Origin of the sequence: Lentzea tibetensis, from assembly GCF_007845675.1 — a bacterium.
Taxonomy (GTDB): domain Bacteria; phylum Actinomycetota; class Actinomycetes; order Mycobacteriales; family Pseudonocardiaceae; genus Lentzea; species Lentzea tibetensis.
The window spans coordinates 74,929-99,993 of the sequence record NZ_VOBR01000019.1 but is presented as its reverse complement, the minus strand read 5'-3'; the positions used below and the strand labels follow the sequence as shown (position 1 = coordinate 99,993).

The following is a 25,065-nucleotide window of genomic DNA, read 5'->3' as shown; positions in this document are numbered from 1 at the left end:
GTCAGCCCCCGATCGACTGGCAGGCGCCCCAGCCGTCCGACCGCGCGACGATCCGGCCGTCCCGCACGCGGACCGCGGTCTCGGTGGCGTCGCTGACCGACGGCACCCCCGCTGCGGCCGCGAACGCCGGGTCGCACACGATCCGCAGCCGCGGTGACCACGCGACCGACTGGCGCAGGTAGCCGCGCATCTCCGCGATCGCCAGTCGTGCCAACGGCATCAGCTCGCCCGGTGCCGCGCTCACGAGCACCAGCGTCACGTCCTCACCCGTCCGCACGGCGTCCTCGACCGCCGACGCGCGGTGCAGTCCGAGCACGGTGATCACGCCGTCGGTGAACGGGCCGGCGTCGTCCAGCAGGTCCACCGACGGCGGTGGCGCCCACGGTTCGTCGACCGGGCGGACCGGCGGCCCCATCGGGGGAACGGGCGGCCGCTCGTCGAACTCCAGGTCGGCCAGCTCCTCGCACGCGCGCACGACGTCGAACGGCTCGACGAAGCCGGGCGCCGCGGCGGCCAGCTGCGAGGCGCCGTGCAGCACGGTCAGCGCGGTCTCGGCGACGCGCACCATGGGCGCGCCCGGACGCAGGTCCTCCAGCGCCAGCCCGAGCAGCAGCGCGTTGAGCTTCGTCAGCTGTGCGAACGGTGTCCGCGTCAGCTCGTCGGACATGATCTCCGCCAGCAGGTCCGCGCCGAGCACGGCCGGATCGGTCGCGAGCGGCAGCCGGGCGACCCACGCGCGGGCGAACGCACCCAGTGCCTCGCGCGGCGTCCTGCCAGGTGTCCCGCGAGGCATCTCCTCGGCCACCGCCGCCAGCACCGCGAAGTAGAGCGCCCGCTTGCCGGGGAAGTTCGAGTAGACCGCGCCGCGGGTCAGCTCGGCCCGCTCCGCGATGGCGTCGATCTTGGCGTCGCGGAAACCGCGCTCGGTGAACTCGTCCCTGGCGGCAGCCAGCACGCGCGCGCGATTGCGCTCCTGCGTCTCTGCCCTCGTGAGCCGGACCATCGCGTCAACGTACCGTCACCATTCAGATGTCATGAACATCTGGTGTTAGCATCCGAACATGCTGGATCTCACCGAGGTGGTGCGTGACCCCGTCGCGGCGTACGAGCGGGCGAGGGAGGAGTCGGCGCTGGCCCGCATGCCCGTGCCCGGCATCGGCGACCTGTGGGTCGTCACCAGGCACGCCGAGGCCAGGGCGGTGCTGTCCGACCCGCGCTTCGAGGTGAACCAGCGCAGCTTCGTGCGCCCGCCCGGCATCCCCGAGCACTGCCTGCCGTACCTGCGCACGATGGCCGAGATCGACGGCCCCGAGCACACCCGGCTGCGCAGAGCCGCGGCGCCCGCGTTCACCGTCGGCCGCGCGAACGAGCTGCGGCCGCGCATCGCGCGCATCGTCGACCGGCTGCTGGACGAACTGCCCGCGCACGACGTGGACCTCCTGCGGGACTTCGCGCGCCCGTTGCCGATCGAGGTCATCTGCGAGGTGGTCGGCATCCCGGACGAGGCGCGCCCGCGGTGGCGCGAGTACGGCGCCGCCGTCGCGTCCGGTGCGGGTGAGGCGTTCGTCGCCGCGATCCCGCGCATCATCGAGGACGCGAAGAACGCCGAGCACGTCCTGTCGGTCGCGCTGAGCGAGACCAAGCGGGTGACCCTGGTGTGGCACCTTGTGCTCGCCGGCCAGACGCCGACGAACCTCATCGCCAACGGCGTCGACGCGCTGCTCCGGCACCCGGATCAGCTCGCCGCCGCGGCGGCGGATCCGGCGCGCGCGGTCGAGGAGCTGCTGCGCTGGTGCGGACCTCAGCTGCTGACCACGCCGCGCTACGCGACCGGGGACGTGGAGGTCGCCGGTGAGGTGATCCGGGCGGGCGACCCGGTCACGGTCGCGATCATCGCCGCCAACCGCGACCCGCGGGCGTTCGCCGATGCGGCCCGTTTCGACGTCACCCGCGGCCCGAACGGGCATCTGAGCTTCTCGCACGGCCCGCACTTCTGCCTGGCTGCCTCGCTGGCGCGCGTGGAGACCGAGCTGGCCATCGGGGGACTGCTGCGCCGCTTCCCGCGCCTGAGGCCCGCTGGGGACCCGTTGCGGGCGCCCGATCCGGGGACGCTCCGGCTGGCTTCGCTCCCCGTGGATCTCTGACCGCGCTGATAGCTTCGGGCGATGGAGGGCTTCGGCTTCAACCTGGTGCTCGTCGGTGTGCTCGTCCTGCTGAACGCGATCTTCGCGGGCAGCGAGATGGCGCTGATCTCGTTGCGCAGGGGTCAGCTGCGCGCGTTGGAGCGCGAAGGGAAGGCCACCACGCTCGTGAAGCTCGCCCACGACCCCAACCGGTTCCTGGCGACCATCCAGATCGGCATCACGCTCGCCGGCTTCCTCGCGTCCGCGGCCGCCGCCGTGTCGCTCTCCGCGCCGCTGGTGCCGCTGCTGGGTTTCCTCGGCGGTGCCGCGAACGCCGCCGCCATCGCGGCGGTGACCGTCGTGCTGACGTTCCTCACGCTCGTGTTCGGCGAGCTGGCGCCGAAGCGGCTCGCCATGCAGTACGCGCTGCGGTGGTCGTTGATCGTCGCCAAGCCGCTGGACCTGCTGTCCACGATCTCGCGACCCGTCGTGTGGCTGCTGAGCGCGTCGACGACCTTCGTCGTCAAGATGCTGGGCGGCAACCCGGACGCCGACTCCGGGCAGATGTCACCGGACGAGCTGCGCGAGCTGGTCGCCAGCCAGCGCGGCCTGAACGCCGAGCAGCGCACGATCATCAGCGGCGCGCTGGAGATCCACGAGCGCAGGCTGCGGGAGGTCATGATCCCGCGCAGGCAGGTCGTCACGCTGCCCGCAGGCTCCGACCTGGCCACCGTGCGGCGGGTGATGGTCGAGTCCGGCCACTCGCGCGCACCCGTCGTCCGCGACACCCACCTGGACGACGTGCTGGGCGTCGTGCACGTCCGCGACCTGCTCGACGACGGGTTCGACCTCGTCGCGCAGTCCCGTCCCGCCGTGCTGTTCCCGGACTCGCTGCGCGTCACGGACGCGTTGCGCCGCTTCAAGTCCGAGCGCGAGCAGTTCGCGCTCGTCGTCGACGAGCACGGCGCGATCGAGGGCATCGTCACGCTGGAGGACCTACTGGAGGAGATCGTCGGCGAGATCTACGACGAGACCGACGACGACATCATCAGCGTGCGCAGGGAGAGCGACGGCTCGATGGCGCTGCCAGGCACGTTCCCGATGCACGACCTGGTCGACCTCGGTGTCGAGCTGCGCGATCTGCCCGACGTCGACTTCACCACGATCGCCGGGCTCGTGCTCGCACTGCTCGGCCGCATCCCCGAGAAACCGGGCGACGAGGTCGAGGTGTCCGGGTGGTGCGTCGAGGTGCTGGAGGTCGAGCACCACGCGATCACCAGGGTGCGGCTCAGGCAGCTGACACCGTCAGACTGACCCGTCCGAGCCGCCCGAACTCGGCGACGACGTCGTCGCCCGCCCGAACGGGCACCTGCACGACAGCGCCGGTGAGCACCCGGTCGCCCTCGCGCAGCCGTTCCCCGACGGACTCCAGGATCCAGCCGACCGAAGCCACCCGCTCGACGAGGTCGGACGGCACCGGCGCGCTCGCCAGGCACTGGCCGTTGACGAGGATGCGGGCGTCCTCGGCTGTCTGGGGAGCGGGCGCGCCGAGCACGAAAGCCCGGTGGAACACGTTGTCCGCCACGATCTTCCCGGCCTCATCCGTCCCGCTGAGGTCGACGATCTCCAGTGCGGGGGAGAAGGACAGGTCCGGGCCGACCGTCACGGCGATCGCGGCGTGGGCGTGCAGCTGCTCGCCCCGCCGCTCGACGTGGTTCTGGCCGGAGGTCAGCTGGGTCTCGGAGGTCAGGTGCCCGACGACGAAACCGCCGTCCATGCGTTCCCGGTCCCCGGCGCCGATCTTCCAGCCGACGCGCCACGCGCCGCGGCGGAGCGCGGCGCGCTGGTTCTCGAGCTGGGCGGCCAGTGCGGTGCTGAGTGACGTCACCGCACCGGCATACCCGTTTTCAGTTCTTCTTGACCGCGTTCAACCGGGCCGCGACCGCGACCTTGTCCGGGTGGTGCGTGCTCAGGTGCGCGGTGCCGAAGTCGAAGCGGCTGCACGCGTTGGACTGCGCCACCACGTCCACGTCGCCGCCCCAGCCGTTGCCGATCACCTTCGCGGCCGACAGCTTCTTGGTCACCGGGTTGTACGAGTACCAGACCAGGTCGCCGTTGGACTTCACCGCGTAGATCGTCTCGCCGCCCGCGGAGCTGAAGTTCTTCAGCCCCGTCCAGCCGGTGGCGACGACTGCGGCGGTGGGCTTCTTCCACGAAGGCAGGTTCGGGCTCGTCCAGAAGTCGATGTAGTAGCGCCACAACGCGCCCGCCGGAGTGCGGGCGAACACGACGCCGCGGCTGCACGCGATGATCGCGTTGTACTGCGTCAGCCCGGTGTCGATCAGCGCGTTCTGCACCAGCCACTGGTTCGTCTGCACGTCGTAGAAGCTGGCCTTCAGGTTGCCCGCGACGTCCAGCGTCCAGATGACGCCGTCCTCGTCGACCGAGATCCGCGGGCGCTGCGCGGCGGCCGTGTACGACCAGCCCTGGCCGAGCACCGCGTAGCCCGCGCCGTTGACGGTGTCCCAGTTGGTCCCGTTGTAGTGCAACAACCTCAGCTCGCCGGTGGGCGTGATGCTGTACATCCACCCGCTCGGGCCCGCCAGGGTGCGGCCGGCCCACCCGCTGCCGATCTCGTAGCCGTCACCCCACGTGTAGCCGCCGGTCGTCGACGCCTCGTGCTCGAACAGCCAGATCGGGCCGGTGGGGTCCACCGGGTAGATCGGAGCGATGTTGTAGCGGGCCTTCAAAGTCGTGCTCGGTGCTGGCATTCTCTCGCTCCCCAGGTCAGCTGTTCAGCAGGTTCATGCAGGTCTGGATCACCAGGTGCTCGGCCGTGCCGGGCACCGCCTGCGACACGCCGTCCGGCGAGGCCTTCAGCGGCGCGGGGTAGGCGTAGAACGTCGTCCACGTCCCCTCACCCGAGATCGTGTCGTCGTCGATCCAGCCCGCCTCGTAGCCGAGGTGCTCGGAACCGCCGGCCTGCAGGATGTAGTTGGCCGCCACGTAGCCCTCGGTCTCGTTGGCGTAGGCCATGACCCAGAGGTCGCCGCCCTGGTACTGGTTCCTGAGCTTGATCGCGTACGGGCTCAGCACCTCGTGCGCGAGCGCCAGGATCGTCAGACCGCCCATGCGCCAGCGCTGGATCGGCATCGGCATCGCCGTCGGCACGCCGACCGAGCCGTGCTCCATCTGCTGAGTCATGACCTCCGCGTGCTTCGAGCCGAAGCTGCCCGGTTCGTACTCGCCCATCAACCCGTAGTACCGGTTGGACTGGTTGATCAGCGCGGCCGGGTCGCCTAGGTCGACGCTCAGCGGCAGGTCCACCTCGGTGTACGCGGTGACGATCGGGCCGGTCACCTCGGAGAACAGGCCGGTGTTGTTGACGACCGCGATGACCTCGTTGCCCAGCTGGTTGCCCAGCGTGTCGACCTGGCTCGGCTGGTGCGGGTCGAGCGGGTCCTGGTCGCCCGCCGCGCCCTGGAAGAAGAACGCGGGCACGCCGAGCTGGGCGGTGATCCGGTCCGTCGCCGCACCGGGGTAGTCGCTGCAGAAGACTTTGTCGTTGCCGCGCGCGACGGCGTGGCACGCGTAGCCGAACAGCACCGCGAACAGCGCGTTGTTGTTCGTCCTGCGGGCCACCATCACGGGAACCGTGTCGAGCACCGCGGAGCCGTCCGCGCGGTTGTAGCCGATCACGACGTCGCCCTCGGCGTACCAGAGCGTCACCGGCGTGCGGGCCATGTTGATGGTCTGCTGCACGAGCGCGACCAGCTGGCCGATGAAGACGTCCGTGGTGGCCGCGACCGCGTTGATGTCGGCAGCAGTCAGGCCCATCAGGATGTACGGGTCCGGCCGGGTGGTGCCGATGAACGGCCCGGAGTGGGTGTGGCTCGCGATCATCATGAAGTCGGCCGTGTCGCCGATCATGGGGTCGACCAGAGATCTGATCTCCTGGTGCACTTCTCTGGGGATGCTGACCACGTCGACGCGCAGCATCACCTTCGTGGACACGCCGTCGTCGATCACGACGCACTGCGCGCGCAGCCGCTTGCCGACCTGACCCGCGTTGCCGCGCGGGGCACCGCCGTACCCACCCATCCACAGGCTCGGGTACGGCGGGTACGCCGGGGTGTAGTCCAGGGTCTTGACGGACATGGAAAAAGCCATTGGAAGTTCCTCCCCGAACTCAGGCGGTCTCGACGAAGGCGACGCAGGTCGGCTTCGAGGAGTTGGGCGACGACAGTGCGTTCTCGGGCTTCGCGTCCGTCGTGTTCGACGCGGTCGCCTTGCGGTTCTCCTTGTCCAGCACGAACGCCTTGCCGCCGTCCCGGCTGAGCACCAGCGGGCCGTGCGCGCGGCCGTTCTCGGACTGGTTCCTCACCTTGTTCGTCTGGGTGTTCACCAGTGCGAGCAACGACGGTGTGGTTCTTCCGGTGAAGAGGCTGACGGCGGCGAACGTCCCGGCGGGTCCCACGGCGAGGCCGCAGGGGCGCCCGGTGAGCGCGGTCGTGCCGTTCTGCTGTCCGGTCCCCAGGTCGAACGTGGTCAGCTCGCGGAAGGAGGCGACGTAGAGCTTCGTTCCCCTGGCGTCGATCGCGATGCGGAACGGCGTCTTCGCCGTCTTCACCGCACCGGCGACCTCGTTCTTGGCGGTGTCGATGATCGAGACACCGGTCGCCGTCGCGTCCGCCACGTAGAGCCGCTTGCCGTCCGGCGTCAGCGCCAGCTGGCTCGGCAGGAAACCCACCTTGATCCGGGCGCGCACCTCACCGTTCGCCGTGTCCACCACCGCGACGTGGCCGCGCGAGCCACCGCCACCGCTGGACCCCACTGACACGTAGGCGCGCTTGCCGTCGGATGAGACCACGGTGTTGTTGGCGAAGCCGCCGACCATGACCTCGGTCTCGACCTTGCCCTTGTCCAGATCCACCAGCGCCAGTCCCGGCGTGAACTGCGTCGCCACCCACGCCCTGATGCCGTCCGGCGCCCCCGCGATGCTGTTGGGCTGACCGCTGACCGCGATGCTCGACGGCGTCCCCGTCAGGCTCGGATCCGCGACCGCGATGCTGCCGTTCCCCAGTGCGTCGACGTTGCCGATCAGCAGCCGCTTCCGACCCGGCAGCGCCGCGGCGCCCGCCGTTCCCGTGAGCAAGCTCGTGCTGACAATCCCAGCGGCGACCCCTCCCGCGGCGGCCGTCAGGAGCGTGCGCCGGGAGAGTGGTCGGTATTCCTCTGCCATGCCGCCAGTCCCCTCTCGTCGAACCAATTGGTTCGTGATTCGACGAGAAGGACGCGGTTGTTATCACCGGGAGTGACCGCTGGGCAGGCTGTAACCCAGTTGAGACATATACGTTGCTAATTAACACTTAGCGTGGTCGTAACGTCACGGGCTACGCCTGAACACCACTCTTCCGAGGGTTTTGTCTTAAACCCGTTAAGGGGACTTTGTTCCCTGTCCGTTGCCAACATGCTCCGGTATAAGGACCCTCAACTACCCTCTGTGATCACTCTATAGCTCGATGACGGTGCCGTCCGGCGGCACCTCGACACCGGCCTCGCGGAGCTTCGCGGACTCGGCGGACTCCGGGTCGAGCACCGGGTTCGTGTTGTTCAGGTGCGTGTAGATCCGCCGCACGTGCGGGTGCCTGCGCAGCTCGGGCAGGCTCAGCGTGATCGGCAGGTGGCCCATCGCGGCCTGCCCGGACGAGCTGCCGGTCGCCGACCCCATCTCCGAGGCGGCGTAGAACGTGCCGTCGAGCAGCACGCAGTCCGCCCCGGCGACGACGTCGTCGAACCCGGCGGGCCACGACGCGAGGCACGGCGCGTACACCAGCACCCCGCCGGTCGCCGGGTCCTCGATCCGGTACGCCACCACCCAGTGCCCGTCCACGGCGGACCCGCGCGTGTACTTCGGCCGCTTGCCGCTGATCGGGATCGCCGTGACGGTCAGCCCGCCGGTGAGCGTGAACGGCTGGTCCGGGTCGACCTGCCGCCAGCTCCACGGCGAGTACCCGTCGAGCACGGTGCGCAGGTCGAACGACTCGCTCAGCGCGTGCTGCACGGTGGCGGGCGCGTAGACCGACAGGTCCGCGCCGCCGCGCAGCGTCAGCAGGCCGAGCGTGTGGTCCAGCTCGGCGTCGGTGAACAGGACGCCGCGCAGCGGGGTCTCCCGCGGGCCCGGTCCCGGGTTGAGCAGCGGTGTGGACGTGATCTGCGTGCGGATGTCCGGGGAGGCGTTGACCAGCCACCAGTCCGCGCCGTTGCCGCTGACCGCGAGGCAGTCCTGACTGCGCGGGGACAGTCGTCCCGAGTGGACCTCCGCGCACAGGGCGCAGGCGCAGTTCCACTGCGGGAAACCACCGCCGGCGGTCGTGCCGAGCAGTACCGCCTTCATCGGCTGGTCATCTTCACTGGCTGATCTTCCGCATCGCCATCGCCGGCTCGACGGCGGGGCGCATCTCCGTGTCCAAGATCAAGTCTACGGTCTGCCGGTTCGGCGAGAGCGAGCACACGGGGTCCGTGTTCGCGGCGTCACCGGTCAGCTGGAACGCCTGGCAACGGCACCCGCCGAAGTCGATCTCCTTGCGCGGGCAGCTGCGGCACGGGTCGCTCATCCACTCGAAACCGCGGTACGCGTTGAACGACTCCGAGTGGTACCAGATGTCGTGCAACGACGAGTTCTGGACGTTCTCGATCTTCAGCGACGTGATCACGGTGGCCGCCGGGCACGGCAGCACGTCGCCGTTCGGCGCGACGGTCAGCTGCCGGGCGCCCCACCCGTACATGCACGGTTTGGGGTGCGCCTCGTGGTAGTCGGCGATCACGTACACGATCTCGATCTTGCCGCGCAGCCGCTCCTGCGCCGCCTCGACGACGGCGTCCGCGCGCGCGAGCTGCTCCTTGGTGGGCAGCAGGACCGCGCGGTTGCGCAGCGCCCAGCCGTAGTACTGGGTGTTGGCGAGCTCGAGCCGTTCGGCGCCCATCTCCTCGGCCATCGCGATGAGGCCGGCGACGTTGTCGAGGTTCTGCCGGTGCAGCACCGTGTTGACGGTCAACGGCAGGCCTTCGTCGCGGATGTGCGCGGCGGCCTCGATCTTGCGGTCGAACGCCTTGATGCCCGCGATCCGGTCGTTGCCCTCGCGGGTGGCGTCCTGCAGCGAGAGCTGCACGTGGTCGACGCCGCGCTTCGCGAGGTCGCGCAGGCGTTCGCGGGTGAGGCCGACGCCGGAGGTCACCAGGTTGACGTAGGTGCCGAGGCTGTTGGCGTGCTCGACCAGCTCCGGCAGGTCACGCCTGCCGAGCGGCTCGCCGCCCGACATGTGGATCTGCAGCGCGCCGAGTGCCCGCGCCTGGTCGAACACCCGCATCCAGTCCTCTGTGGACAGCTCGGCGTCGCGCTTCACCAGCTCGATGGGGTTCGAGCAGTACCCGCACTGCAGCGGGCACCGGTGGGTCAGCTCGGCGAGCAGGCCGAAAGGAGCCTCAGCCGTCGGTGACATCGATGTCAACCACCCTCCGGGCGACGAGCCGCGAGACGAGCTCGGCTATGTCCTGCGGTTCAACGCCATCGAACTCCTCCGCCAGGCGCAACGCGATGTCGCCGACGGTCGTGTTTCCGTCGCAGCGTTCGACCACCATGGCGGCTGTCTCGTTCAGCACCAGCACGCCCTCGGGGAACAGGACGACGTGGCTGCCCCGGATCTGGTCGTAGGTGCACTTCACACCTCGCCGGATCCGGGGAACGGCCTCGAGTGACGTCACGGCCTGCCCTTGCCCGAGTAGTAGTCGACCGCGTCGAGCACGGCGCGCAGCACGTCGCACTTGAACGACAGGGCCGCGACCGCGGCTTCCTGCTGCTCACGTGTGGTGCAGTGCTCCACGACGAGGTCCACTGTGGACCGTCCTTCCCCCGCGACGGCCTTGATGCGCGAGGTGAAGTAGGCGAAGCCCTCCTCGGCGATCCACGGGTACTGCTCCCGCAGTGCCGCGAGCCGCTTGCGCATGAGCGCGCCGGAGAACATCTCGGTGAGGCCGGAGGCGACCGCCTCGACCCACGGCTTGGTGCGGGCGAACGTCACGTAGGCGTCGACGGCGAATCGCGTGCCAGGCAGCACGTGCCGCTCGTCGAGCACTTCTTCACGGGTCAGGCCGACGGCCTCGGCCAAGCGGATCCAGTTCTCCGCGCCACCCTCGCCGGGTTGCGTGCCGTCGTGCCAGATGATCCGCTCCCGCCACTGCCGCCGGACGTCCGGCAGCGGGCAGTTGGAGAGGATCGCGGCGTCCTTCTGGGCGATGCAACGCTGGTAGTACCAGCGGTTCGCCGCCCACGCCTGAAGTTCGTGCTTGCTGAGGCTGCCTTCGTGCATCCTCAGGTGGAACGGGTGGCTGTCCCAGTACCGGGGGGCAAGGGCGCGCAGTTCGGCGACGAACACGTCGGGAGCTGCAAGGGTCATGGCGGACTCCTCGGCAGGGAAGGGCTCAAGGCTGAACCGGGGTTCCTGCCGATCGGCAGGAACCCCGGCTGAGGCTCGCGTCAGCTGCGCGCTGCGTAAGCCGTGACCTCCATGGGCGTCTCGAAGTCGCGGAAGTCCGGCTTCACCCACGTGCGCTTCTCAGTGACAGTCTCGGTAACAGGCATTGCGCAACTCCTCGGGTCGTGTGCAGGGCTCTCGTGAGGAACCCTCAGTACTCCGTGGGGCGCGGCGGCGAAACACACGTTATGTCTTCTCAGTTCGCAGCGCTAGACCGTACATAAAGTTACCTAAAGTCATCGGGTGATTAACCCGTTGGCAGGTACGGGAGCAACTACGCACTGTGCTTGCATCCTTAGTGCCCCCACCCTGTGACCACGGTTACAGGGAGATCCGCCGCCGACCGACGCGGAGTTGGAGGGTGAGCACATGAGTGCTCGTCGTATTGCGTTCGCAAGCGTCCTAGCGCTGGCGGTCGGCACTTTCGTCGGACCGACGGCGCAGGCCGCGGACGACGTCGAGCCGATGGCCATCAAGCAGATCGCCAGCGGACTGAAGCAAGCCTGGGGTCTGGACTTCCTGCCTGACGGGACCGGTGTCTTCACGCAGAAGGACGCCAAGACCGTCAGCACGATCACCAAGGACGGCAAGGTCACCAAGATCGCTGACATCCCCGGTGTCAGCGTCACCAAGGAGGCCGGCCTCCTAGGGGTCGCCGTGTCCCCGGACTTCGCGACCGACAAGCTCCTCTACATCTACTACACGACCGGCAACGACAACCGGATCGCGAAGCTCCCGTTCGGCACCTCGACGCCGCAGCCGATCGTGACCGGCATCCCGCGTGGTTCGCAGTTCCACCACGGCGGACGCCTCGAGTTCGGCCCCGACGGCTACCTGTACGCGGGTACCGGCGACGGCCAGAACGGTGGCAACGCGCAGAACAAGAACTCGCTGGGCGGCAAGGTCCTGCGCATGACCAAGGACGGCAAGCCCGCGCCGGGCAACCCGTTCAACTCGCTCGTCTACTCCTACGGCCACCGCAACGTCCAGGGCCTCGCGTGGCTCGGCAGCACGCTGTACGTCTCGGACATCGGTGCCAGCAAGGTCGACGAGCTCAACAAGATCGAGTCCGGCAAGAACTACGGCTGGCCGACCTGTGAGGGCTCCTGCAACAACGCGGGCTTCGTGAACCCGGTCAAGCAGTGGCCGACCTCGTCGGCGACCCCGAGCGGCCTCGCGTCGTTCGGCGGCAAGCTGTACATGGCGTCGCTCAAGGGCGGCACCTACAAGCTGGACGCCAGCGGCAACGGCGGAAAGATCTACACCAACCTCGGCCGCACCCGTGCGGAAGAAGACGGCCCGGACAACTCACTCTGGGTAGTCACCCCGGGCGGCATCTACATCGCCGACGGTAACTGAAAGTAGCCTGCGGTGCCCCGTGTCTCACCCGCTCGTAGGCACGGGGCGCCGCAACCCCTCCGATGACTGTTGTGTAACCGTTCACGATTGTGATTCCATCACCTCCGCCAAGATCCGCCGCCGCCCACCACGAGCGGACCTGGAGGAAGAGCACATGCGTGCTCGTCGTTACGCGACCGCGGCATTCGCCGCAGCCGTCGCCATCTCGCTCTGCGCGAACCCTGCACTCGCGCAGGACGAGCCGACGGCTCAAGCAGTGCGGACCATCGCGTCCAAGCTCGACATCCCCTGGGACATCGAGTTCCTTCCGGACGGCAGTGCCCTCTTCACCGAGCGGGACACCAAGAAGATCCGGAAGATCAAGGGCACCGCGGTGTCCGACGTCCAGACCGTCAACGAGGTCGTGCTGACCGGCGGTGAGGGCGGACTGCTCGGCCTCGCCGTGTCGAAGACCTTCGCGGCCGACAACACGGTCTACATCTACTACTCGACGTCCTCGGACAACCGGGTGGCGAAGCTCAAGCTCGGCGGGAAGCCCCAGCCGATCGTCACCGGGATCCCGAAGAACAAGTACCACAACGGTGGTGGACTCGAGTTCGGCCCGGACGGCTTCCTCTACGCGTCCACCGGCGACGGTCAGGTGAAGCCGAACGCGCAGGACAAGAAGTCGCTCGGCGGCAAGATCCTGAAGTTCGACACCAACGGCAAGCCCGCGCCGGGCAACCCGTTCGGCACCGTCGTCTTCACCTACGGCCACCGCAACCCGCAGGGTCTCGCGTGGGTCGGGAACACCTTGTACGCCACCGAGTTCGGTGACGGCAAGACCGACGAGCTCAACAAGATCGAGTCCGGCAAGAACTACGGCTGGCCGGACTGCGAGGGTCCCTGCAGCACGCCCGGTTTCACCAACCCGGCGAAGTCGTGGGACAAGAACACCGCGGGCCCGTCGGGCATCGCGTTCTACAAGAACGCCCTCTACATCGGTGCCGTGACCGGCAAGCGCGTGTGGAAGATCCCGGTGACCGGCACCTCGCTCGGCACCCCGCAGTCCGTGTTCACCGGGTACGGCCGGATCCGCTCCGTCGCCCCGGCGCCGGACGGCACGCTGTGGCTGGGCACGTCCAACCAGGACGCCAACGGCTCGCCGGGCGCGCAGGACGACCGAATCCTGTCGACCGACGGCTAGCTAGTTGACTGCTGCGGGCATCCGGCGGAGCTGCTCCAGCACCGCCGGATCCTGCAGCTGCATCCACTGGATGACCTCGGTGTAGGTGGCGCACACGGTTTCCTGCTGTGCGCACACCTCACCCATGTACTGCTCGACGGCTTTCGAGAACGCGCCACCGGCCCACTCGTTGAAGTGGTTGCCGATCACGATGGGCGCGCGGTTGCCGTTGAACGCGGCCCGGTGCACCGACCGGTACGTGTCGACGACGATCTGGGTGAACTCCGCGCTGCGCGAGGCGTCCTCCTTGGCGCCGTTGAGCGCGAACCAGAGGTTGAAGTCCATCATCACGACCTGCTTGCCCAGCGCGGGAACCTTCACCTCCGGCATCGGGAACTCCCACATGCCGTCCACAACGGACGGCCACACGACGCCGAGGCTCACGTGGCTGGTGTCGTAGGCGAGCCCGTGGCCGAGCATCGCGGGGAACGCCTGCTTCCAGTCGCCTTCGAGGCACGGCGTGCGCCCGCCGCGCACGGCTTCCTTCGGCAGCTTCAGCCCCTGCGCGCGGGCATTGTCGAGGATCCGGCCGAACGCGTCGAGCTCGTCGTTCCACGCCTTGGCGTCCCACTTGCCGACCGCCGGCTCGTCGCCGGTGCAGAAGTGGCCGTTGTAGTGCGTGCCGAGCTCGTGCCCCGCGCCGATCACCTCGTTGAGGTAGGTGATGCGGTTCGCGACGTCCTGCCTGCTGCCGCCGAACCCGATGGACGAGTAGCCGCGCTCGTGGCCGGGACCGGTGTACTGCATCTTGTCCTGGTCCGCGACCAGGTACACACCGGACAGCAGACCGGTGACGTGTGCGTTGTTCTGCCTCGTGATCGGCAGCACGCGGTCCCAGTGCTCCTTGGACGCGGCGCCGTCGAACGAGAACAGCACGAACTGCGGCGGCTTCTCGCCGGGCGCGAGCTTGCGCATCCGCGGCTGGTTGCCGGACGGCGTCGGCACCACCGGCGTCGGACCCGTGTTCTTCGGCACCGGCAGACGTGGGGCCAGGCCTAAGGGAGCGCTCTCAGGATTCCGGTCCTCCGGTGTTCCTCCGGAGAACACCAGCAGGACGAGGGTCAATGAGAGCGCGACCCCTGTGCTCAACCATGCCCAGCGCTTCACATAGGGAGAAGACTCGCCGTCACCCGAATGGGTTGCTTCAGGTGATGGGATCCGCGATCACAACGCGGTTCGCCTCGTAGCCGCTCTGGCCGCCGACCCACTGTCCGCCGCAGGTCACGAGCACCAGCCGGTGCGTGCCGCGGGGTCCGAAGAGTTCGAGCGCGCGGCTCGGCAGGTCGTTCTTGTTGATGGTGAGCACCTGGGACACCTTGAACCGGTACTGGGTACCCGCGCTGTCCGTGATGCCGACCTCGCGTCCGGTCGCCGCGCGCCACAGCTCGGCGAACGGGCCCTTCGCGCCCTTCCAGTCGACGTGTCCGGCGAGGACGGTCGCGCCCTCGCTGCCGGTCAGCTCGGCGCCCCACCAGGTGGCCTCGCCGATGCCGTCGGGAACGGGCAGCACGCCGTCCACGACCTCCTTGCGCACCAGCGTCGCCGCGCCGCCCTCGGGCAGCCGGACCGTGCCGGGCTCAGGCTTGTCCGGTGGCGGTGCCTGCTTCGGCTGCTCGGGCAGCGCGGAGCTCGCGCCGCCGGGCAGTCCGGTGAGGTCGGGGCCGCGCCCGGTGCGGAGGCTGTCACCGATGGGGCCCGCGGGGACGACCGGGATCTCGTCCGCGGTCGCCGAGCCCGCCAGCACCTCGGGTCGTGACGTGGTGACCAGCGTGCCGGTGGCGAGGATGCCCGCCACCAGCACGCCGGTCAGAAACGCCTTGGAGCTCACTGCCTGCGCCACACCAGGAAGCCTGCCAGTGCCGCACCGAACAGCACCAGACCGCCGACGCCGAGCACCAGGCCGCCGCGCAGCTCGGTGTCGAACGAGGCCGTCGCCACCGGCGTCTTGCCGTCGGCGCCCGCCGGGATCGTGCTCGGCACGACCGGCTTGTTCGGCTTGTTCAGCACCTCGAGCGCGAGCGTCTGGCCCGGCTCGATCTTGCCGCACGCGGCCGGAGGCGCCTTCGGGTCGAAGAACTCCTCGTAGCCCTTGGGTGCCGCGACCTCGATGATGCAGATGTCCTGCGGGGTGCGCAGGTCCGGGATGGCGACGGTGCCGTCGTCACCGGTCTGCAGCACGACGGGCTTGCCGTCGGTGCCGACGAGCTGCGTGTCGTCCTGCTTCAGCGCGGGAGCGATCTTGTCGCCCGCGGTGACGCGCAGCGCGACGCCCGCGATCGGCTTCTTCGTCTCGGAGTCGATCTTCGTGATCTTCACCGCGCCGGGCGCCGTCTTGGCCGTCGTCTCGGCGTTCGCGGGCAGCTTCTTCTCGCCGCCGGTCGTGACGATGCGCTGCATGTTGTCGGTCGTCTCGGGGACTTGCACGACCGGCTTGTCGGCCGGGCTGTCCGCGACGATCGCGAGCGCGGGCTTCGTGCCGGTCGGGATCGCCTTGAACTTCAGCGGCGAGCCGTCGGCGGGCGTGGTGAGCGTGCCCGTCGTCGAGCCGTCCTCGAGCTTGGCGTCGGTCAGCGTGAACTGGATCGGCGCGCTCGGGACGCCCTTCTTGTCCGCCTTCAGCAGCTGCACGACCCACTCGTCGGGCGTGCCGATGACCTGCGGGCCGGTCGGCGCCTTGGCCTCGAGCGACCACGGGCCGCGGTTGGCCGCGGCGTCGTTCTTGAGCCGCACCACCGCGTCGCGAACGGACTGCGGCAGGTTGTTGAAGTAGAAGTCCGCGTTGTACGCCAGGAACTTCGGGTCGGTCGTGTCGTAGCGCAGCTGCGCGTGCGGGAACGCGGTCCAGCTGTGCAGCAGGTGCGCCAGCGCCGCGGCTTCTTCGGGCGCTTTGGTCGTGGAGTAGCGGAGGAGGAGGTAGGAGATGTTGGCGGCGGTCTCGGCGGACAGCTTCGCGCCGCCCTTGGTGAGCAGTTCGTCGCCGTTCTTGTAGGGAACGGAGCTGTCCGGGGCCGGGAGCGCGTACTGCACGCACCAGACCTGCTTGCCCTGCCAGATGTAGGAGCCGTGCCACTCGGAGCCGGTCGGGGCGTTCGGTTGCAGCTGCCCGGCGTTGAAGCCGATGCCCTTGACGCCCACCGCGTCCGCCGTCGCGGGGACGGTCAGCAGGGTGAGCCCCGCCACCACCGCCGCGCCGGCAAGTCTCTTCCAGCTCATCTGGATCTTGATCCCCTCTGACCTGTGGATTTCCGGGTGCGAGACTGGCCCTCCCCCACATGTGGGACAAGCCGCCACAGGGGGGAAGTGTGTGGTCACTCAGGGTGTGAACGTGATCGGAATGTGACGAGGCTTACTCACATTGGGGTCGACTCGCCGCGACACGCCGTCGTCTCACTACGCTGCGGAGTTATCGCATGTTGGCGTACATGTGATCGACCCGGAGGGTAAAGTCCCTTTTACCGACGGGGGAACCGAGCACAAGGCACGTTCGTTGAACCCGTGACGGCGTCAGATACGCCACCCAGGAGGACGAGGTGCGTTCCACCAGCAACCCGGCATTCCGGAACCTGCCCACGGGCGGCGGGTACGGGAGCTACGCAGGCTTCGGTCAGCCGCAGGACGCGGCCGGTTACCAACAGGGACCGCCGCTGACCAGCGAGCGGCCGATGACCATCGACGACGTCGTCACCAAGACGGCGATCACGCTCGGCGTGGTCGCGGTCGGCGCCGTCGCCACCTACTTGACGGGCGCGTTCGTGCTCGCGATTCCGGCGGCCATCGTCGGTCTCGTGCTCGCGTTGATCATCATCTTCAAGCGCTCGCCGAGCCCCGCCCTGGTCATCGCCTACGCGGCGGCCGAGGGCATCTTCCTCGGCGGCATCAGCGGCATCATCGGCGGCGCGCTCGACCGGGTCACCGGTCCGGGCACCGGCATCGCCGTGATCGGCCAGGCCATCATCGGCACCCTCGGCGTGTTCGCCGGCATGCTCGTCGTCTACAAGACGGGCGCCGTCCGAGTCACGCCGAAGTTCACGAAGTGGATCACCGGCGCCATCATCGGTGTCGGCGTCCTGATGCTCTTCAACCTGATCGCGTCGTTCTTCATGGACGGCGGCTTCGGCCTCCGCACCGGTGGTCCGATCGCGATCATCTTCTCCCTGGTGTGCATCGGGCTGGCGGCGTTCAGCTTCCTGATCGACTTCGATGCCGCTGACCAGGCCATCCGGGCCGGGGTTCCCTCCAAGTACGCGTGGCAGGTCGCGTTCGGTCTCACCGTCACGTTGGTGTGGCTGTACACCGAGATCCTGCGACTGCTGTCGTACTTCAACTCCGACTGATCTCTCTGCTGTGGGAACGGGGTCGCTCCTTGGTTGGGGCGGCCCCGTTCTTGTTGTGGGGGTTGAGATTGTGGTGGTGGGGTGGGGAGGTCCTCGCTGATCACCTCACGGTCGCTACATCGAAAAGCCCTTGTCAAGGCGGAAAAGCTGCCTTGACAAGGGCTTTTCGATGTAGCAAGGCTGCGCCTGATCAGCGAGGACCTCCCCACCCCCTGCCCTCCGGGAAAGTTTGTCCTGATCATTCGGCTGCCGGTTTTGGCTCGGGGGCCGCGCCCGGTTGGCAGTGCGGGGGTTGCTGGTGCGGCGGGCGCTCCTTTCTTTTGGCACCTGCCGGTTTTCGCTGTGGTCCCTTGGTGCCTGCCGGTTTCGTCGGGCTCTCTTGGTACCTGGAGGTGTGGCGGCGCTCCCTTGGTATCTGGCAGGGGCTGATGCTCGGTTGGTTCGTGCCGACCGGGGCGTGGCCCGCCTTCGTTCCTGCGGTTCGTGGTGGTCGCAGGTGCTGGCTTCGCTTCGCTCGCGGGGCGACGCCGCGCCGCAGAAGTTGCAGGTTGCCGCACCCCGGCTTCGCGGTTGACGTGGTTGTGGAGCCGGGGATTGTCGGTGCTGGCTGCGAGCATGGATTCGGGGGGTTCTCCGCACCGGGGGACGCCTGCGTGAGCGCGGCCGCGCTCACCGGCAGCCAAGCCCAACGGCAGCACGCAAGGAACCCGGACTCAACTGGATCGGCACGTCGACGCGCGCAAGGCGGCTCGGCAAAGGCTGAGCGGCCCGACGAGTGACCGGGCACGTCGACATGCGCAAGGCAGCGCTTCGGCGCGCAGTGCGGCCCGACGAGCGACCGGGCGCGTCGACGTGCGCAAGGCAGTGCTTCGGCGCGCGCGGTGCGGCCCGGCTGGCGACCGGGTGCGTCGACACGCGCGAGTAGTCCCGGCCAGCGCGCACGGCTCGCCCACCGGGCCCGCCGAATCAACCCGGCGAGCCCCGATCAAGGGCGAGGTGTGCGCGCCACCGCAAAGGACGCGCTTCGCAGCCGTCCCCCTCCCAGGGGAACCCCTGAATCAACCATCCCACGCGACACCGACAATTCCTGGCGGCGCGGCCTGGCATTGATCAAAAAAGGGGCGACCCCCAAAGGGGCGCCCCTCACGTCGTCCAGCGGACGTTTTCCGGTAGTTCCGTTCCTACCTTGATCAGGCAGGCGGTGCAGAGTTGTCCGTGTTGCTCGCGCTCGACCCGTTCCAGAGGTACCGAGTGTTCGCACACCGCTTCGTAGAAGCCGCGTTGCCCGTCGTTCGCCTGCTCTACGGCGAAGGCGTGGCATCGCAGGTCGTATCCGCTGTGCCACCACACGTATGGCATGTCCGACCCTCCTTGCTCACCGGTAGGGACGGTCTCCCACTCGTGTGATGACGCCATTTAGCGGCGAATAACGTCATCGGCATGTGGTGTGAGTGCAAGTACCTCCAATCGGGTGGTTGGAGGTACTTGCACACGGCCAATTGCAGTCAGCCGTACGTCAGCTGAGACGTTCCAGAACCATTGCCATGCCCTGGCCTCCGCCGACGCACATGGTCTCGAGACCGAACTGCTTGTCGTGGAACTGCAGGGAGTTGATGAGCGTGTTCGTGATGCGCGCGCCGGTCATGCCGAACGGGTGGCCGACGGCGATTGCGCCGCCGTTCACGTTCAGCTTGTCCAGGTCGATGCCGAGGTCCTGGTAAGACGGGATCACCTGGGCCGCGAAGGCCTCGTTGATCTCGACCAGGTCGATGTCGTTGATCGACAGGCCGGCCAGCGCGAGTGCGCGCTTCGAGGCCTCGACGGGGCCGAGGCCCATGATCTCCGGCGAGAGGCCGGAGACGCCGGTCGACACGACTCGTGCGAGTGGCGTGATGCCCAGTTCGCGGGCCTTCACGTCGCTCATGATCACGAGGGCTGCCGCGCCGTCGTTCAGGGGGCAGCAGTTGCCCGCGTTGACGCGGCCGTCGGGGCGGAACACCGGCTTCAGGCCGGAGACCGCCTCGTAGGTGACGCCGGGGCGGGGGCCGTCGTCGGCCGACACCACGGTGCCGTCCGGCAGGGTCACCGGGGTGATCTCGCGGGCCCAGAAGCCGTTCGCGATGGCCTTCTCGGCCAGGTTCTGCGAGCGGACGCCGAACTGGTCCATCTCCTCGCGCGAGATGCCCTTGGCCAGAGCCAGGTTCTCGGCGGTCTGGCCCATCGAGATGTAGATGTCCGGGACGTTGCCGGAGGTGCGCGGGTCCTCCCACGACACCGCGCCCGCCTCGGCGACGCCCGCGCTGCGGGCCTCCGCCTCGGCGAAGAGCGGGTTGTGGGTGTCCGGCCACGAGTCGGACGAGCCCTTCGCGAACCGGGACACCGTCTCCACGCCCGCGCTGATGAAGACGTCGCCCTCACCGGCCTTGATGGCGTGCAGCGCCATGCGGGTCGTCTGCAGGCTGGACGCGCAGTAGCGGGTCACCGTGGTGCCCGGCAGCTCGTCGTGGCCCAGCAGCACCGACACCACGCGGGCCATGTTGAACCCCTGCTCGCCGCCGGGCAGGCCGCAGCCGAGCATCAGGTCGTCGATCAGCGCCGGGTCGAGCTGGGGCACCTTGTCCAGCGCCGCCTTGACCATCTGCGCGGCCAAGTCGTCCGGACGGATGTCCTTGAGCGAACCCTTGCCCGCACGCCCGATCGGAGAACGGGCGACAGAGACGATCACAGCCTCAGGCATTTTGCGGAACCCCTTCGTTTCGCCGCAACGTGTGTGCGCACCCTAGTTAACGCCGGTTCAGCCAGGCCACCACACGTGACGTCGGTCGCCGCGCCTCGGCGGCGGCGGAGCGCGACGGACGACGGGGCAGCGGCCCGCCGTGCCAGACTCCCGCGACCGCGCACAGCGGCGCCAGCAGGACGGCCGCGGCGGCCTCGTAACCGGTCGAACTGGGGTGGAAGCGGTCCGCGCTGAAGTAGTCACCGGGACGCGCCAGGAACTCCGGCGACAGCAGGTCGGCCAGCGCCACCGGCACCCCGCCCGCGTGCGCGACGGCCATCCGCTGCACCCGAGCCAGCCGCAGGCTCAGCCCGCGCGCGACCGAGCGCAGCGGCTGCGCGATCGGCAGCACGGACCCGAGGTCGGGGCACGTGCCGACCACCACGCCGATGCCCGCCTCGTGCAACCGCGCCACCTGCTCACCCAGCAGGCTCGCCGCGTAGGTGAACGACACCTTCGACGTCACGTCGTTCGCGCCGATGATGATCAGCGCCACGTCCGGCGGCTCCACCATCGCCTTGTCCACCTGCCCAGGCAGGTCCAGCGTCGTCGACCCGCTGATCGCGAACGTCTCCAGCCGCACCGGTCGTTCGGCCTCTTCGGACAGTGCGCGCGCCAGCCGCACGCCCGGCAGGTCCTCGAACGTCAGCGCGCCGACGCCGACGGCCATCGAGTCGCCGAGCACCGCGAACCGCAGCGGCGTGCCGCCGCGCGACGAACCGAACAGCCCATCGGCCGACGGTGCGAGGTGCTCCAGCACGCCGATCGCCACGCGAGCGCGCCGCCCCTGCTCCACCAGCAAGCCGTACAGGGCTCCGGACAGTCCGCCCAGCGCGCCGACGGCCAGGCCCACCCGCGTTAACCCGATCATCCGAACCACCCCCTTTGACCAGTCAATCGTCCGGCAGGTCGTTCGAGTTAACCTCCGACTTCACTAGGGTTAGGCTTCGTTTTGTTATCTCGGGGAGTGGGAAGGAAGTCCGGTGGAGTACGTCGAGCACGTCGTGGACCTGGTCGGCAACACGCCGCTGGTGAAGCTCAACTCCCTGACCAGGGACATCAAGCCGCTGGTGCTGGCGAAGGTGGAGTACCTCAACCCCGGCGGGAGCGTGAAGGACCGCATCGCGCTGCGCATGGTCGAGGCCGCCGAGCGCTCCGGTGAGCTCAAGCCGGGCGGCACGATCGTCGAGCCCACGTCGGGCAACACCGGCGTCGGCCTGGCGCTCGTGGCGCAGCGCAAGGGCTACAAGTGCGTGTTCGTCTGCCCGGACAAGGTGAGCGAGGACAAGCGCAACGTCCTCAAGGCCTACGGCGCCGAGGTCGTGGTGTGCCCGACGGCCGTCGCGCCGGAGCACCCGAACTCGTACTACAACGTGAGCGACCGGCTCGTCCGCGAGATCCCCGGCGCCTGGAAGCCGAACCAGTACGCGAACCCGGAGAACCCGGCGAGCCATTACCACCAGACCGGCCCGGAGATCTGGAAGCAGACCGAGGGCAGGATCACGCACTTCGTCGCGGGCGTCGGCACCGGCGGCACGATCAGCGGCACCGGCAGGTACCTCAAGGAAGTCTCGAACGGCAAGGTCAAGATCATCGGCGCGGACCCGGAGGGCTCCGTCTACTCCGGTGGCACCGGCCGGCCGTACCTCGTCGAGGGCGTCGGTGAGGACTTCTGGCCGGAGACCTACGACCGCGACATCTGCGACGAGATCGTCGAGGTGTCCGATGCGGACTCGTTCGACGTCACCCGCAGGCTCGCCCGCGAGGAGGGCCTGCTCGTCGGCGGCTCGTGCGGCATGGCCGCCGCGGCCGCGCTGCGCATCGCCGGGAAGCTCGGCCCGGACGACGTCGTCGTCGTGCTGCTGCCGGACGGCGGCCGCGGCTACCTGTCGAAGGTCTTCAACGACCAGTGGATGTCCAGCTACGGCTTCCTGCCGCCGGACTCGACCGGCGCGACCGTCGGCGATGTGTTGCGGCGCAAGGAGGGCAAGCTCCCCGACCTGGTGCACACGCACCCGCACGAGACGGTCGGCGACGCGGTCGCGATCCTGCGCGAGTTCGGCGTCTCGCAGATGCCCGTAGTGAACGCCGAGCCGCCGGTGATGGCGGCCGAGGTGTCCGGCGCGGTCAACGAGCGCGATCTGCTCGACGCGTTGTTCACCGGCAAGGCGCAGCTGTCCGACCGGCTGGACAAGCACATGTCCCCGCCGCTGCCGACGATCGGCGCCGGCGAGGCCGTCGGTGCCGCGATGAGCGCACTGTCCCATGCGGACGGTGCGCTCGTGCTCGAGGACGGAAAGCCCGCCGGAGTCGTCACGCGCCAGGACATTCTCGGCTTCTTGGCTGGTCGCTGAGCGTGGCTACTGGTGCGTCCAGTAGCGTGACCCCGACTCACTAGCCACAACGGCCCAGCCAAGGGGGTTGGAAACCGGATGAACGCTCCGCAGCCGCCAGGAAACCAGCATTTCGGCGGTCAGCAGCCGCAGGAGCAGGTGCCTAACGCCGACGCGACCCAGGTGGTGCCAGGTGGTGGCCAGCCGCAGGCAGCGCCGCCGGACGCCACCCAGGTCGTGCCCGGCGGGCAGCAGCCTGGCCAGCCGAACGCCGACGCCACCCAGGTCGTCAGCCCCGGTCAGGTACCTCCCGCCGCTCCGCCCGCATACGGTCAGGCCCCTCAGCAGCCGGGTTCCGGTGGCTTCCCGGCACAGCCGGGCTCGGGCGGGTTCCCCGCCCAGCAGCCGCCGGCCTACGGGCAGCCGCAGGGCTACCCGCAGCAGCCCCAGCAGCCGTACGGCCAGCCGCAGTCGAACCCCTACGGCCAGCCCGCACAGCCGCAGCAGCCCTACGGTCAGCCGCAGCAGCCGTACGGCCAGCCCCAGCAGGGCTACGGCCAGCAGGCCCCGTACGGCGGTCAGCCGGGTTACGCGATGCCGGGTGCCTACCCGCCGCCGCCCACCGGCTACGCCGAGTGGGGCTCGCGACTGATCGCCGGTCTCGTCGACTACGTCGCGCCGGGTGTCGTTCTCGGCATCCTGCTCGGTGTCGGCAGCGCGGCCGGTGACCCGACGGTGTTCTTCATCCTCACCGCGATCGGGTACCTCGGCCTCATCGGTTTCCAGGTCTACAACTCCTGGTACCTGGCGGGCACGACCGGTCAGTCCTTCGGCAAGAAGATCGCCAAGATCAAGCTGCTGAAGGAGGAGACGAACCAGCCGATCGGCTTCGGCAACGCGTTCGTCCGCGCCCTCTGCCACATCGTCGACGGTCTCCCGTGCTACGCGGGTTACTTCGCGCCGCTGTGGGAGCCGAAGAAGCAGACCTGGGCCGACAAGATCATGGGCACCATCGTGGTCAACGCCCCGGAGACGCCGGGTGGCTACGGCCAGCCGCCGTACGGCGGTCAGCCCGGCTACGGCCAGCCGCCGCAGCAGAACCCGTACGGCCAGCAGCAGCCGCAGCAGGGCTACGGCCAGCCGCCGCAGTGGTAACTCGGTGAGCTTTCAGCACCCACCGCACCAGCCCCCGGCCCAGTGGCCGGGGGCTGGTGCCGGTGAGAACGGAAAACCGAGCCCGCTGACCGCGTCGCTCGCGGGCATGGCGGGCCTCGTCGCCGCGGCGTTCTTCGCCATGGGCGTCCTGGAGACGGTCGTCAACGCCAACCTGTTCAGCGTGAAGCTCGACCACGGACCGGTGATCACCGCGCTCGTGCTCCAGTCGCTGGAGACGCTGCTGCTCGGCATCGGTGGCGTCCTGCTCATCGCGCGCGTCGGCGCGGGCCGGGTGCTGGTCGTGGCCGGCGCGCTGGCGGTGCTGCTCCAGCTGGCGATGACGCTCACGAAGTTCACCGGGTTCTTCGGCCAGCCGCTGCTCTTCCACGTCGGCGTCCTGCAGGACGTCGTGATCGGCTGCCTCGCCGCCTCGCTCCTGTCCGCCGCACTCGCGGTCCTGCCGTCGACGGCGGCGTACATCGCGACGCGCCGGGCGCGGCAACCGGTAAATCCGCAAACGGGATACCACCCGCCCCAGCAGTGGTAATACTCGGTTCGTGAGCTATCCCCAGCAGCCCTACCCGCAGCAGCCCCAGCCGCACTGGCAGGGGCAGGGGCCCGGTCCTGGGTTCCCGCCGAAGCAGGCGTCCGGAGGCACGACGACCGCCGCCGCGATCCTCGCACTGCTGTCCGGCCTGATCTCCGGCTTCTTCCTCGTGTCGTCGCTGATCGCGATCAGCGGCTACGTCGGCATCGCCGTCGACCACCCGGTCTTCTGGATCTCCTTCGGTGGCCAGGGCATCGCGGTGCTCCTGCTGCTGGTCGGCGCGATCATGCTGTTCGCTCGCGCGGGGGCCGGGCGGTTCCTGGTCGTCGCGGGCGTGGTGATCAAGCTGGGCCTCGTGGTGTGGTCGTTCATCGGGGTCTCCGGCATCGTCGTCGCCCGGCTGCCGCTGATCGGGCTGATCACCCTGCTGCTGGGGATCATCGCGGCGGTGCTCGCGATCCTGCCCTCGACCGCGGCGCACATCGCGGCGAAGAAGAAGGGCCCACAAGGCTTCCCGCCGCAGGGACCGCCGCCCGGCTTCCCGCCGCAGGGCCCGCCCCCGTACGGGATGCCTCCGCAGCAGGGGATGCCCCCGCAGGGAATGCCGCCACAAGGCATGCCGCCTCAGGGATATCCGCAAACGGGGTACGGACCGCCACCGGGCTGAGTGATACTCCGC

At 69.1% G+C, this 25,065-nt stretch carries 25 protein-coding genes; 9 read left to right on the top strand and 16 right to left on the bottom strand.

Annotated features, from left to right (window positions below; genetic code table 11):
• Position 1: 1 nt before the first annotated feature.
• Complete coding sequence (locus tag FKR81_RS27440; RefSeq protein ID WP_146355944.1) at positions 2–1,003, bottom strand: TetR/AcrR family transcriptional regulator; 1,002 nt, start codon at positions 1,001–1,003, stop codon at positions 2–4.
• A 58-nt stretch (positions 1,004–1,061) separates the two neighbouring features.
• On the opposite strand from FKR81_RS27440, the gene FKR81_RS27435 reads away from it, so the two are divergent.
• Entirely contained in the window at positions 1,062–2,144 is a 1,083-nt protein-coding gene (locus FKR81_RS27435; protein WP_146355942.1) for a cytochrome P450, read from the top strand.
• A gap of 21 nt (positions 2,145–2,165) precedes the next feature.
• On the top strand, positions 2,166–3,437 hold the full coding sequence (locus tag FKR81_RS27430) for a hemolysin family protein (RefSeq protein ID WP_146355940.1): 1,272 nt from the start codon (positions 2,166–2,168) through the stop codon (positions 3,435–3,437).
• Here the strand turns inward: FKR81_RS27430 and FKR81_RS27425 are convergent.
• From FKR81_RS27425 to pqqA, 9 genes are all read right to left on the bottom strand, one after another.
• A complete protein-coding gene (locus FKR81_RS27425) occupies positions 3,412–4,011 on the bottom strand; it encodes a hypothetical protein (RefSeq protein ID WP_146355939.1) in 600 nt (199 codons plus the stop codon). The two genes, FKR81_RS27430 and FKR81_RS27425, sit on opposite strands and share 26 nt — an antisense overlap.
• A gap of 19 nt (positions 4,012–4,030) precedes the next feature.
• Positions 4,031–4,894, bottom strand: a complete 864-nt coding sequence (locus FKR81_RS27420; protein WP_146355938.1) for a tachylectin-related carbohydrate-binding protein — start codon at positions 4,892–4,894, stop codon at positions 4,031–4,033.
• 16 nt (positions 4,895–4,910) lie between these two features.
• Positions 4,911–6,281, bottom strand: a complete 1,371-nt coding sequence (locus FKR81_RS27415) for a hypothetical protein (RefSeq protein WP_146355937.1) — start codon at positions 6,279–6,281, stop codon at positions 4,911–4,913.
• Between the two features lie 31 nt (positions 6,282–6,312).
• Positions 6,313–7,278, bottom strand: coding sequence for a YncE family protein (locus tag FKR81_RS27410; RefSeq protein ID WP_186763204.1), 966 nt, complete (start codon positions 7,276–7,278; stop codon positions 6,313–6,315).
• A 357-nt stretch (positions 7,279–7,635) separates the two neighbouring features.
• A complete protein-coding gene (gene pqqB / locus FKR81_RS27405; protein WP_146355935.1) occupies positions 7,636–8,520 on the bottom strand; it encodes a pyrroloquinoline quinone biosynthesis protein PqqB in 885 nt (294 codons plus the stop codon).
• Between the two features lie 13 nt (positions 8,521–8,533).
• Positions 8,534–9,625: a pyrroloquinoline quinone biosynthesis protein PqqE gene (pqqE, locus tag FKR81_RS27400; RefSeq protein WP_146355934.1), complete on the bottom strand. Its 1,092-nt coding sequence runs from the start codon at positions 9,623–9,625 to the stop codon at positions 8,534–8,536.
• Positions 9,609–9,887, bottom strand: a complete 279-nt coding sequence (gene pqqD / locus FKR81_RS27395) for a pyrroloquinoline quinone biosynthesis peptide chaperone PqqD (protein WP_146355933.1) — start codon at positions 9,885–9,887, stop codon at positions 9,609–9,611. Before pqqD ends, pqqE begins: the two co-directional genes overlap by 17 nt.
• Positions 9,884–10,579, bottom strand: a complete 696-nt coding sequence (gene pqqC, locus FKR81_RS27390) for a pyrroloquinoline-quinone synthase PqqC (protein ID WP_146355931.1) — start codon at positions 10,577–10,579, stop codon at positions 9,884–9,886. Before pqqC ends, pqqD begins: the two co-directional genes overlap by 4 nt.
• Before the next feature lie 80 nt (positions 10,580–10,659).
• Positions 10,660–10,764, bottom strand: coding sequence for a pyrroloquinoline quinone precursor peptide PqqA (gene pqqA / locus FKR81_RS27385; protein WP_146355929.1), 105 nt, complete (start codon positions 10,762–10,764; stop codon positions 10,660–10,662).
• Between the two features lie 262 nt (positions 10,765–11,026).
• On the opposite strand from pqqA, the gene FKR81_RS27380 reads away from it, so the two are divergent.
• Together FKR81_RS27380 and FKR81_RS27375 are read left to right on the top strand one after the other, a co-directional pair.
• Complete coding sequence (locus tag FKR81_RS27380; protein ID WP_146355927.1) at positions 11,027–12,016, top strand: PQQ-dependent sugar dehydrogenase; 990 nt, start codon at positions 11,027–11,029, stop codon at positions 12,014–12,016.
• Between the two features lie 154 nt (positions 12,017–12,170).
• The gene (locus tag FKR81_RS27375; protein WP_146355925.1) at positions 12,171–13,202 is read left to right on the top strand and encodes a PQQ-dependent sugar dehydrogenase; all 1,032 of its coding nucleotides are present in this window, start codon (positions 12,171–12,173) and stop codon (positions 13,200–13,202) included.
• Here the strand turns inward: FKR81_RS27375 and FKR81_RS27370 are convergent, their stop codons facing one another.
• The 3 genes from FKR81_RS27370 to FKR81_RS27360 all read right to left on the bottom strand — a co-directional run bounded on the left by FKR81_RS27370 (position 13,203) and on the right by FKR81_RS27360 (position 16,454).
• Positions 13,203–14,216, bottom strand: a complete 1,014-nt coding sequence (locus tag FKR81_RS27370; protein WP_235921796.1) for a polysaccharide deacetylase family protein — start codon at positions 14,214–14,216, stop codon at positions 13,203–13,205.
• Positions 14,217–14,385: 169 nt separating this feature from the next.
• Entirely contained in the window at positions 14,386–15,081 is a 696-nt protein-coding gene (locus tag FKR81_RS27365; RefSeq protein WP_235921795.1) for a class F sortase, read from the bottom strand.
• A complete protein-coding gene (locus FKR81_RS27360) occupies positions 15,066–16,454 on the bottom strand; it encodes an MSCRAMM family protein (protein WP_146355921.1) in 1,389 nt (462 codons plus the stop codon). Before FKR81_RS27360 ends, FKR81_RS27365 begins: the two co-directional genes overlap by 16 nt.
• A 317-nt stretch (positions 16,455–16,771) precedes the next feature.
• On the opposite strand from FKR81_RS27360, the gene FKR81_RS27355 reads away from it, so the two are divergent.
• The gene (locus tag FKR81_RS27355) at positions 16,772–17,575 is read left to right on the top strand and encodes a Bax inhibitor-1/YccA family protein (protein WP_146355919.1); all 804 of its coding nucleotides are present in this window, start codon (positions 16,772–16,774) and stop codon (positions 17,573–17,575) included.
• A gap of 1,143 nt (positions 17,576–18,718) precedes the next feature.
• On the opposite strand, the gene FKR81_RS27350 is transcribed toward FKR81_RS27355, so the two are convergent.
• The 3 genes from FKR81_RS27350 to FKR81_RS27340 form a co-directional block, all read right to left on the bottom strand.
• Positions 18,719–18,934 carry a hypothetical protein gene (locus tag FKR81_RS27350; RefSeq protein WP_146355917.1) on the bottom strand — a complete coding sequence of 72 codons (216 nt, stop codon included), beginning with the start codon at positions 18,932–18,934 and terminating at the stop codon, positions 18,719–18,721.
• Between the two features lie 157 nt (positions 18,935–19,091).
• The gene (locus FKR81_RS27345) at positions 19,092–20,312 is read right to left on the bottom strand and encodes an acetyl-CoA C-acetyltransferase (RefSeq protein ID WP_146355915.1); all 1,221 of its coding nucleotides are present in this window, start codon (positions 20,310–20,312) and stop codon (positions 19,092–19,094) included.
• A gap of 46 nt (positions 20,313–20,358) precedes the next feature.
• Positions 20,359–21,222: an SGNH/GDSL hydrolase family protein gene (locus FKR81_RS27340; protein WP_146355913.1), complete on the bottom strand. Its 864-nt coding sequence runs from the start codon at positions 21,220–21,222 to the stop codon at positions 20,359–20,361.
• Positions 21,223–21,334: 112 nt separating this feature from the next.
• Between FKR81_RS27340 and FKR81_RS27335 the strand changes: the two genes are divergently transcribed.
• The 4 genes from FKR81_RS27335 (at position 21,335) to FKR81_RS27320 (ending at position 25,053) form a co-directional block, all read left to right on the top strand.
• Positions 21,335–22,705: a cystathionine beta-synthase gene (locus FKR81_RS27335; RefSeq protein WP_146355911.1), complete on the top strand. Its 1,371-nt coding sequence runs from the start codon at positions 21,335–21,337 to the stop codon at positions 22,703–22,705.
• A gap of 78 nt (positions 22,706–22,783) precedes the next feature.
• On the top strand, positions 22,784–23,839 hold the full coding sequence (locus FKR81_RS27330; RefSeq protein WP_222598419.1) for an RDD family protein: 1,056 nt from the start codon (positions 22,784–22,786) through the stop codon (positions 23,837–23,839).
• Between the two features lie 4 nt (positions 23,840–23,843).
• Positions 23,844–24,386 carry a hypothetical protein gene (locus tag FKR81_RS27325; RefSeq protein ID WP_146355909.1) on the top strand — a complete coding sequence of 181 codons (543 nt, stop codon included), beginning with the start codon at positions 23,844–23,846 and terminating at the stop codon, positions 24,384–24,386.
• Positions 24,387–24,396: 10 nt separating this feature from the next.
• On the top strand, positions 24,397–25,053 hold the full coding sequence (locus FKR81_RS27320; protein WP_146355907.1) for a hypothetical protein: 657 nt from the start codon (positions 24,397–24,399) through the stop codon (positions 25,051–25,053).
• The last annotated feature ends 12 nt before the right edge of the window (positions 25,054–25,065 follow it).

Bases quoted from the DNA above. Each gene is read 5' to 3' on its own strand.
- FKR81_RS27440 (WP_146355944.1), bottom strand. From the start codon at position 1,003: ATGGTCCGGCTCACGAGGGCAGAGACGCAGGAGCGCAATCGCGCGCGC.
- FKR81_RS27435 (WP_146355942.1), top strand. From the start codon at position 1,062: ATGCTGGATCTCACCGAGGTGGTGCGTGACCCCGTCGCGGCGTACGAG.
- FKR81_RS27430 (WP_146355940.1), top strand. From the start codon at position 2,166: ATGGAGGGCTTCGGCTTCAACCTGGTGCTCGTCGGTGTGCTCGTCCTG.
- FKR81_RS27420 (WP_146355938.1), bottom strand. From the start codon at position 4,894: ATGCCAGCACCGAGCACGACTTTGAAGGCCCGCTACAACATCGCTCCG.
- FKR81_RS27415 (WP_146355937.1), bottom strand. From the start codon at position 6,281: ATGTCCGTCAAGACCCTGGACTACACCCCGGCGTACCCGCCGTACCCG.
- pqqB (WP_146355935.1), bottom strand. From the start codon at position 8,520: ATGAAGGCGGTACTGCTCGGCACGACCGCCGGCGGTGGTTTCCCGCAG.
- pqqE (WP_146355934.1), bottom strand. From the start codon at position 9,625: ATGTCACCGACGGCTGAGGCTCCTTTCGGCCTGCTCGCCGAGCTGACC.
- pqqC (WP_146355931.1), bottom strand. From the start codon at position 10,579: ATGACCCTTGCAGCTCCCGACGTGTTCGTCGCCGAACTGCGCGCCCTT.
- pqqA (WP_146355929.1), bottom strand. From the start codon at position 10,764: ATGCCTGTTACCGAGACTGTCACTGAGAAGCGCACGTGGGTGAAGCCG.
- FKR81_RS27380 (WP_146355927.1), top strand. From the start codon at position 11,027: ATGAGTGCTCGTCGTATTGCGTTCGCAAGCGTCCTAGCGCTGGCGGTC.
- FKR81_RS27375 (WP_146355925.1), top strand. From the start codon at position 12,171: ATGCGTGCTCGTCGTTACGCGACCGCGGCATTCGCCGCAGCCGTCGCC.
- FKR81_RS27360 (WP_146355921.1), bottom strand. From the start codon at position 16,454: ATGAGCTGGAAGAGACTTGCCGGCGCGGCGGTGGTGGCGGGGCTCACC.
- FKR81_RS27350 (WP_146355917.1), bottom strand. From the start codon at position 18,934: ATGCCATACGTGTGGTGGCACAGCGGATACGACCTGCGATGCCACGCC.
- FKR81_RS27345 (WP_146355915.1), bottom strand. From the start codon at position 20,312: ATGCCTGAGGCTGTGATCGTCTCTGTCGCCCGTTCTCCGATCGGGCGT.
- FKR81_RS27340 (WP_146355913.1), bottom strand. From the start codon at position 21,222: ATGATCGGGTTAACGCGGGTGGGCCTGGCCGTCGGCGCGCTGGGCGGA.
- FKR81_RS27330 (WP_222598419.1), top strand. From the start codon at position 22,784: ATGAACGCTCCGCAGCCGCCAGGAAACCAGCATTTCGGCGGTCAGCAG.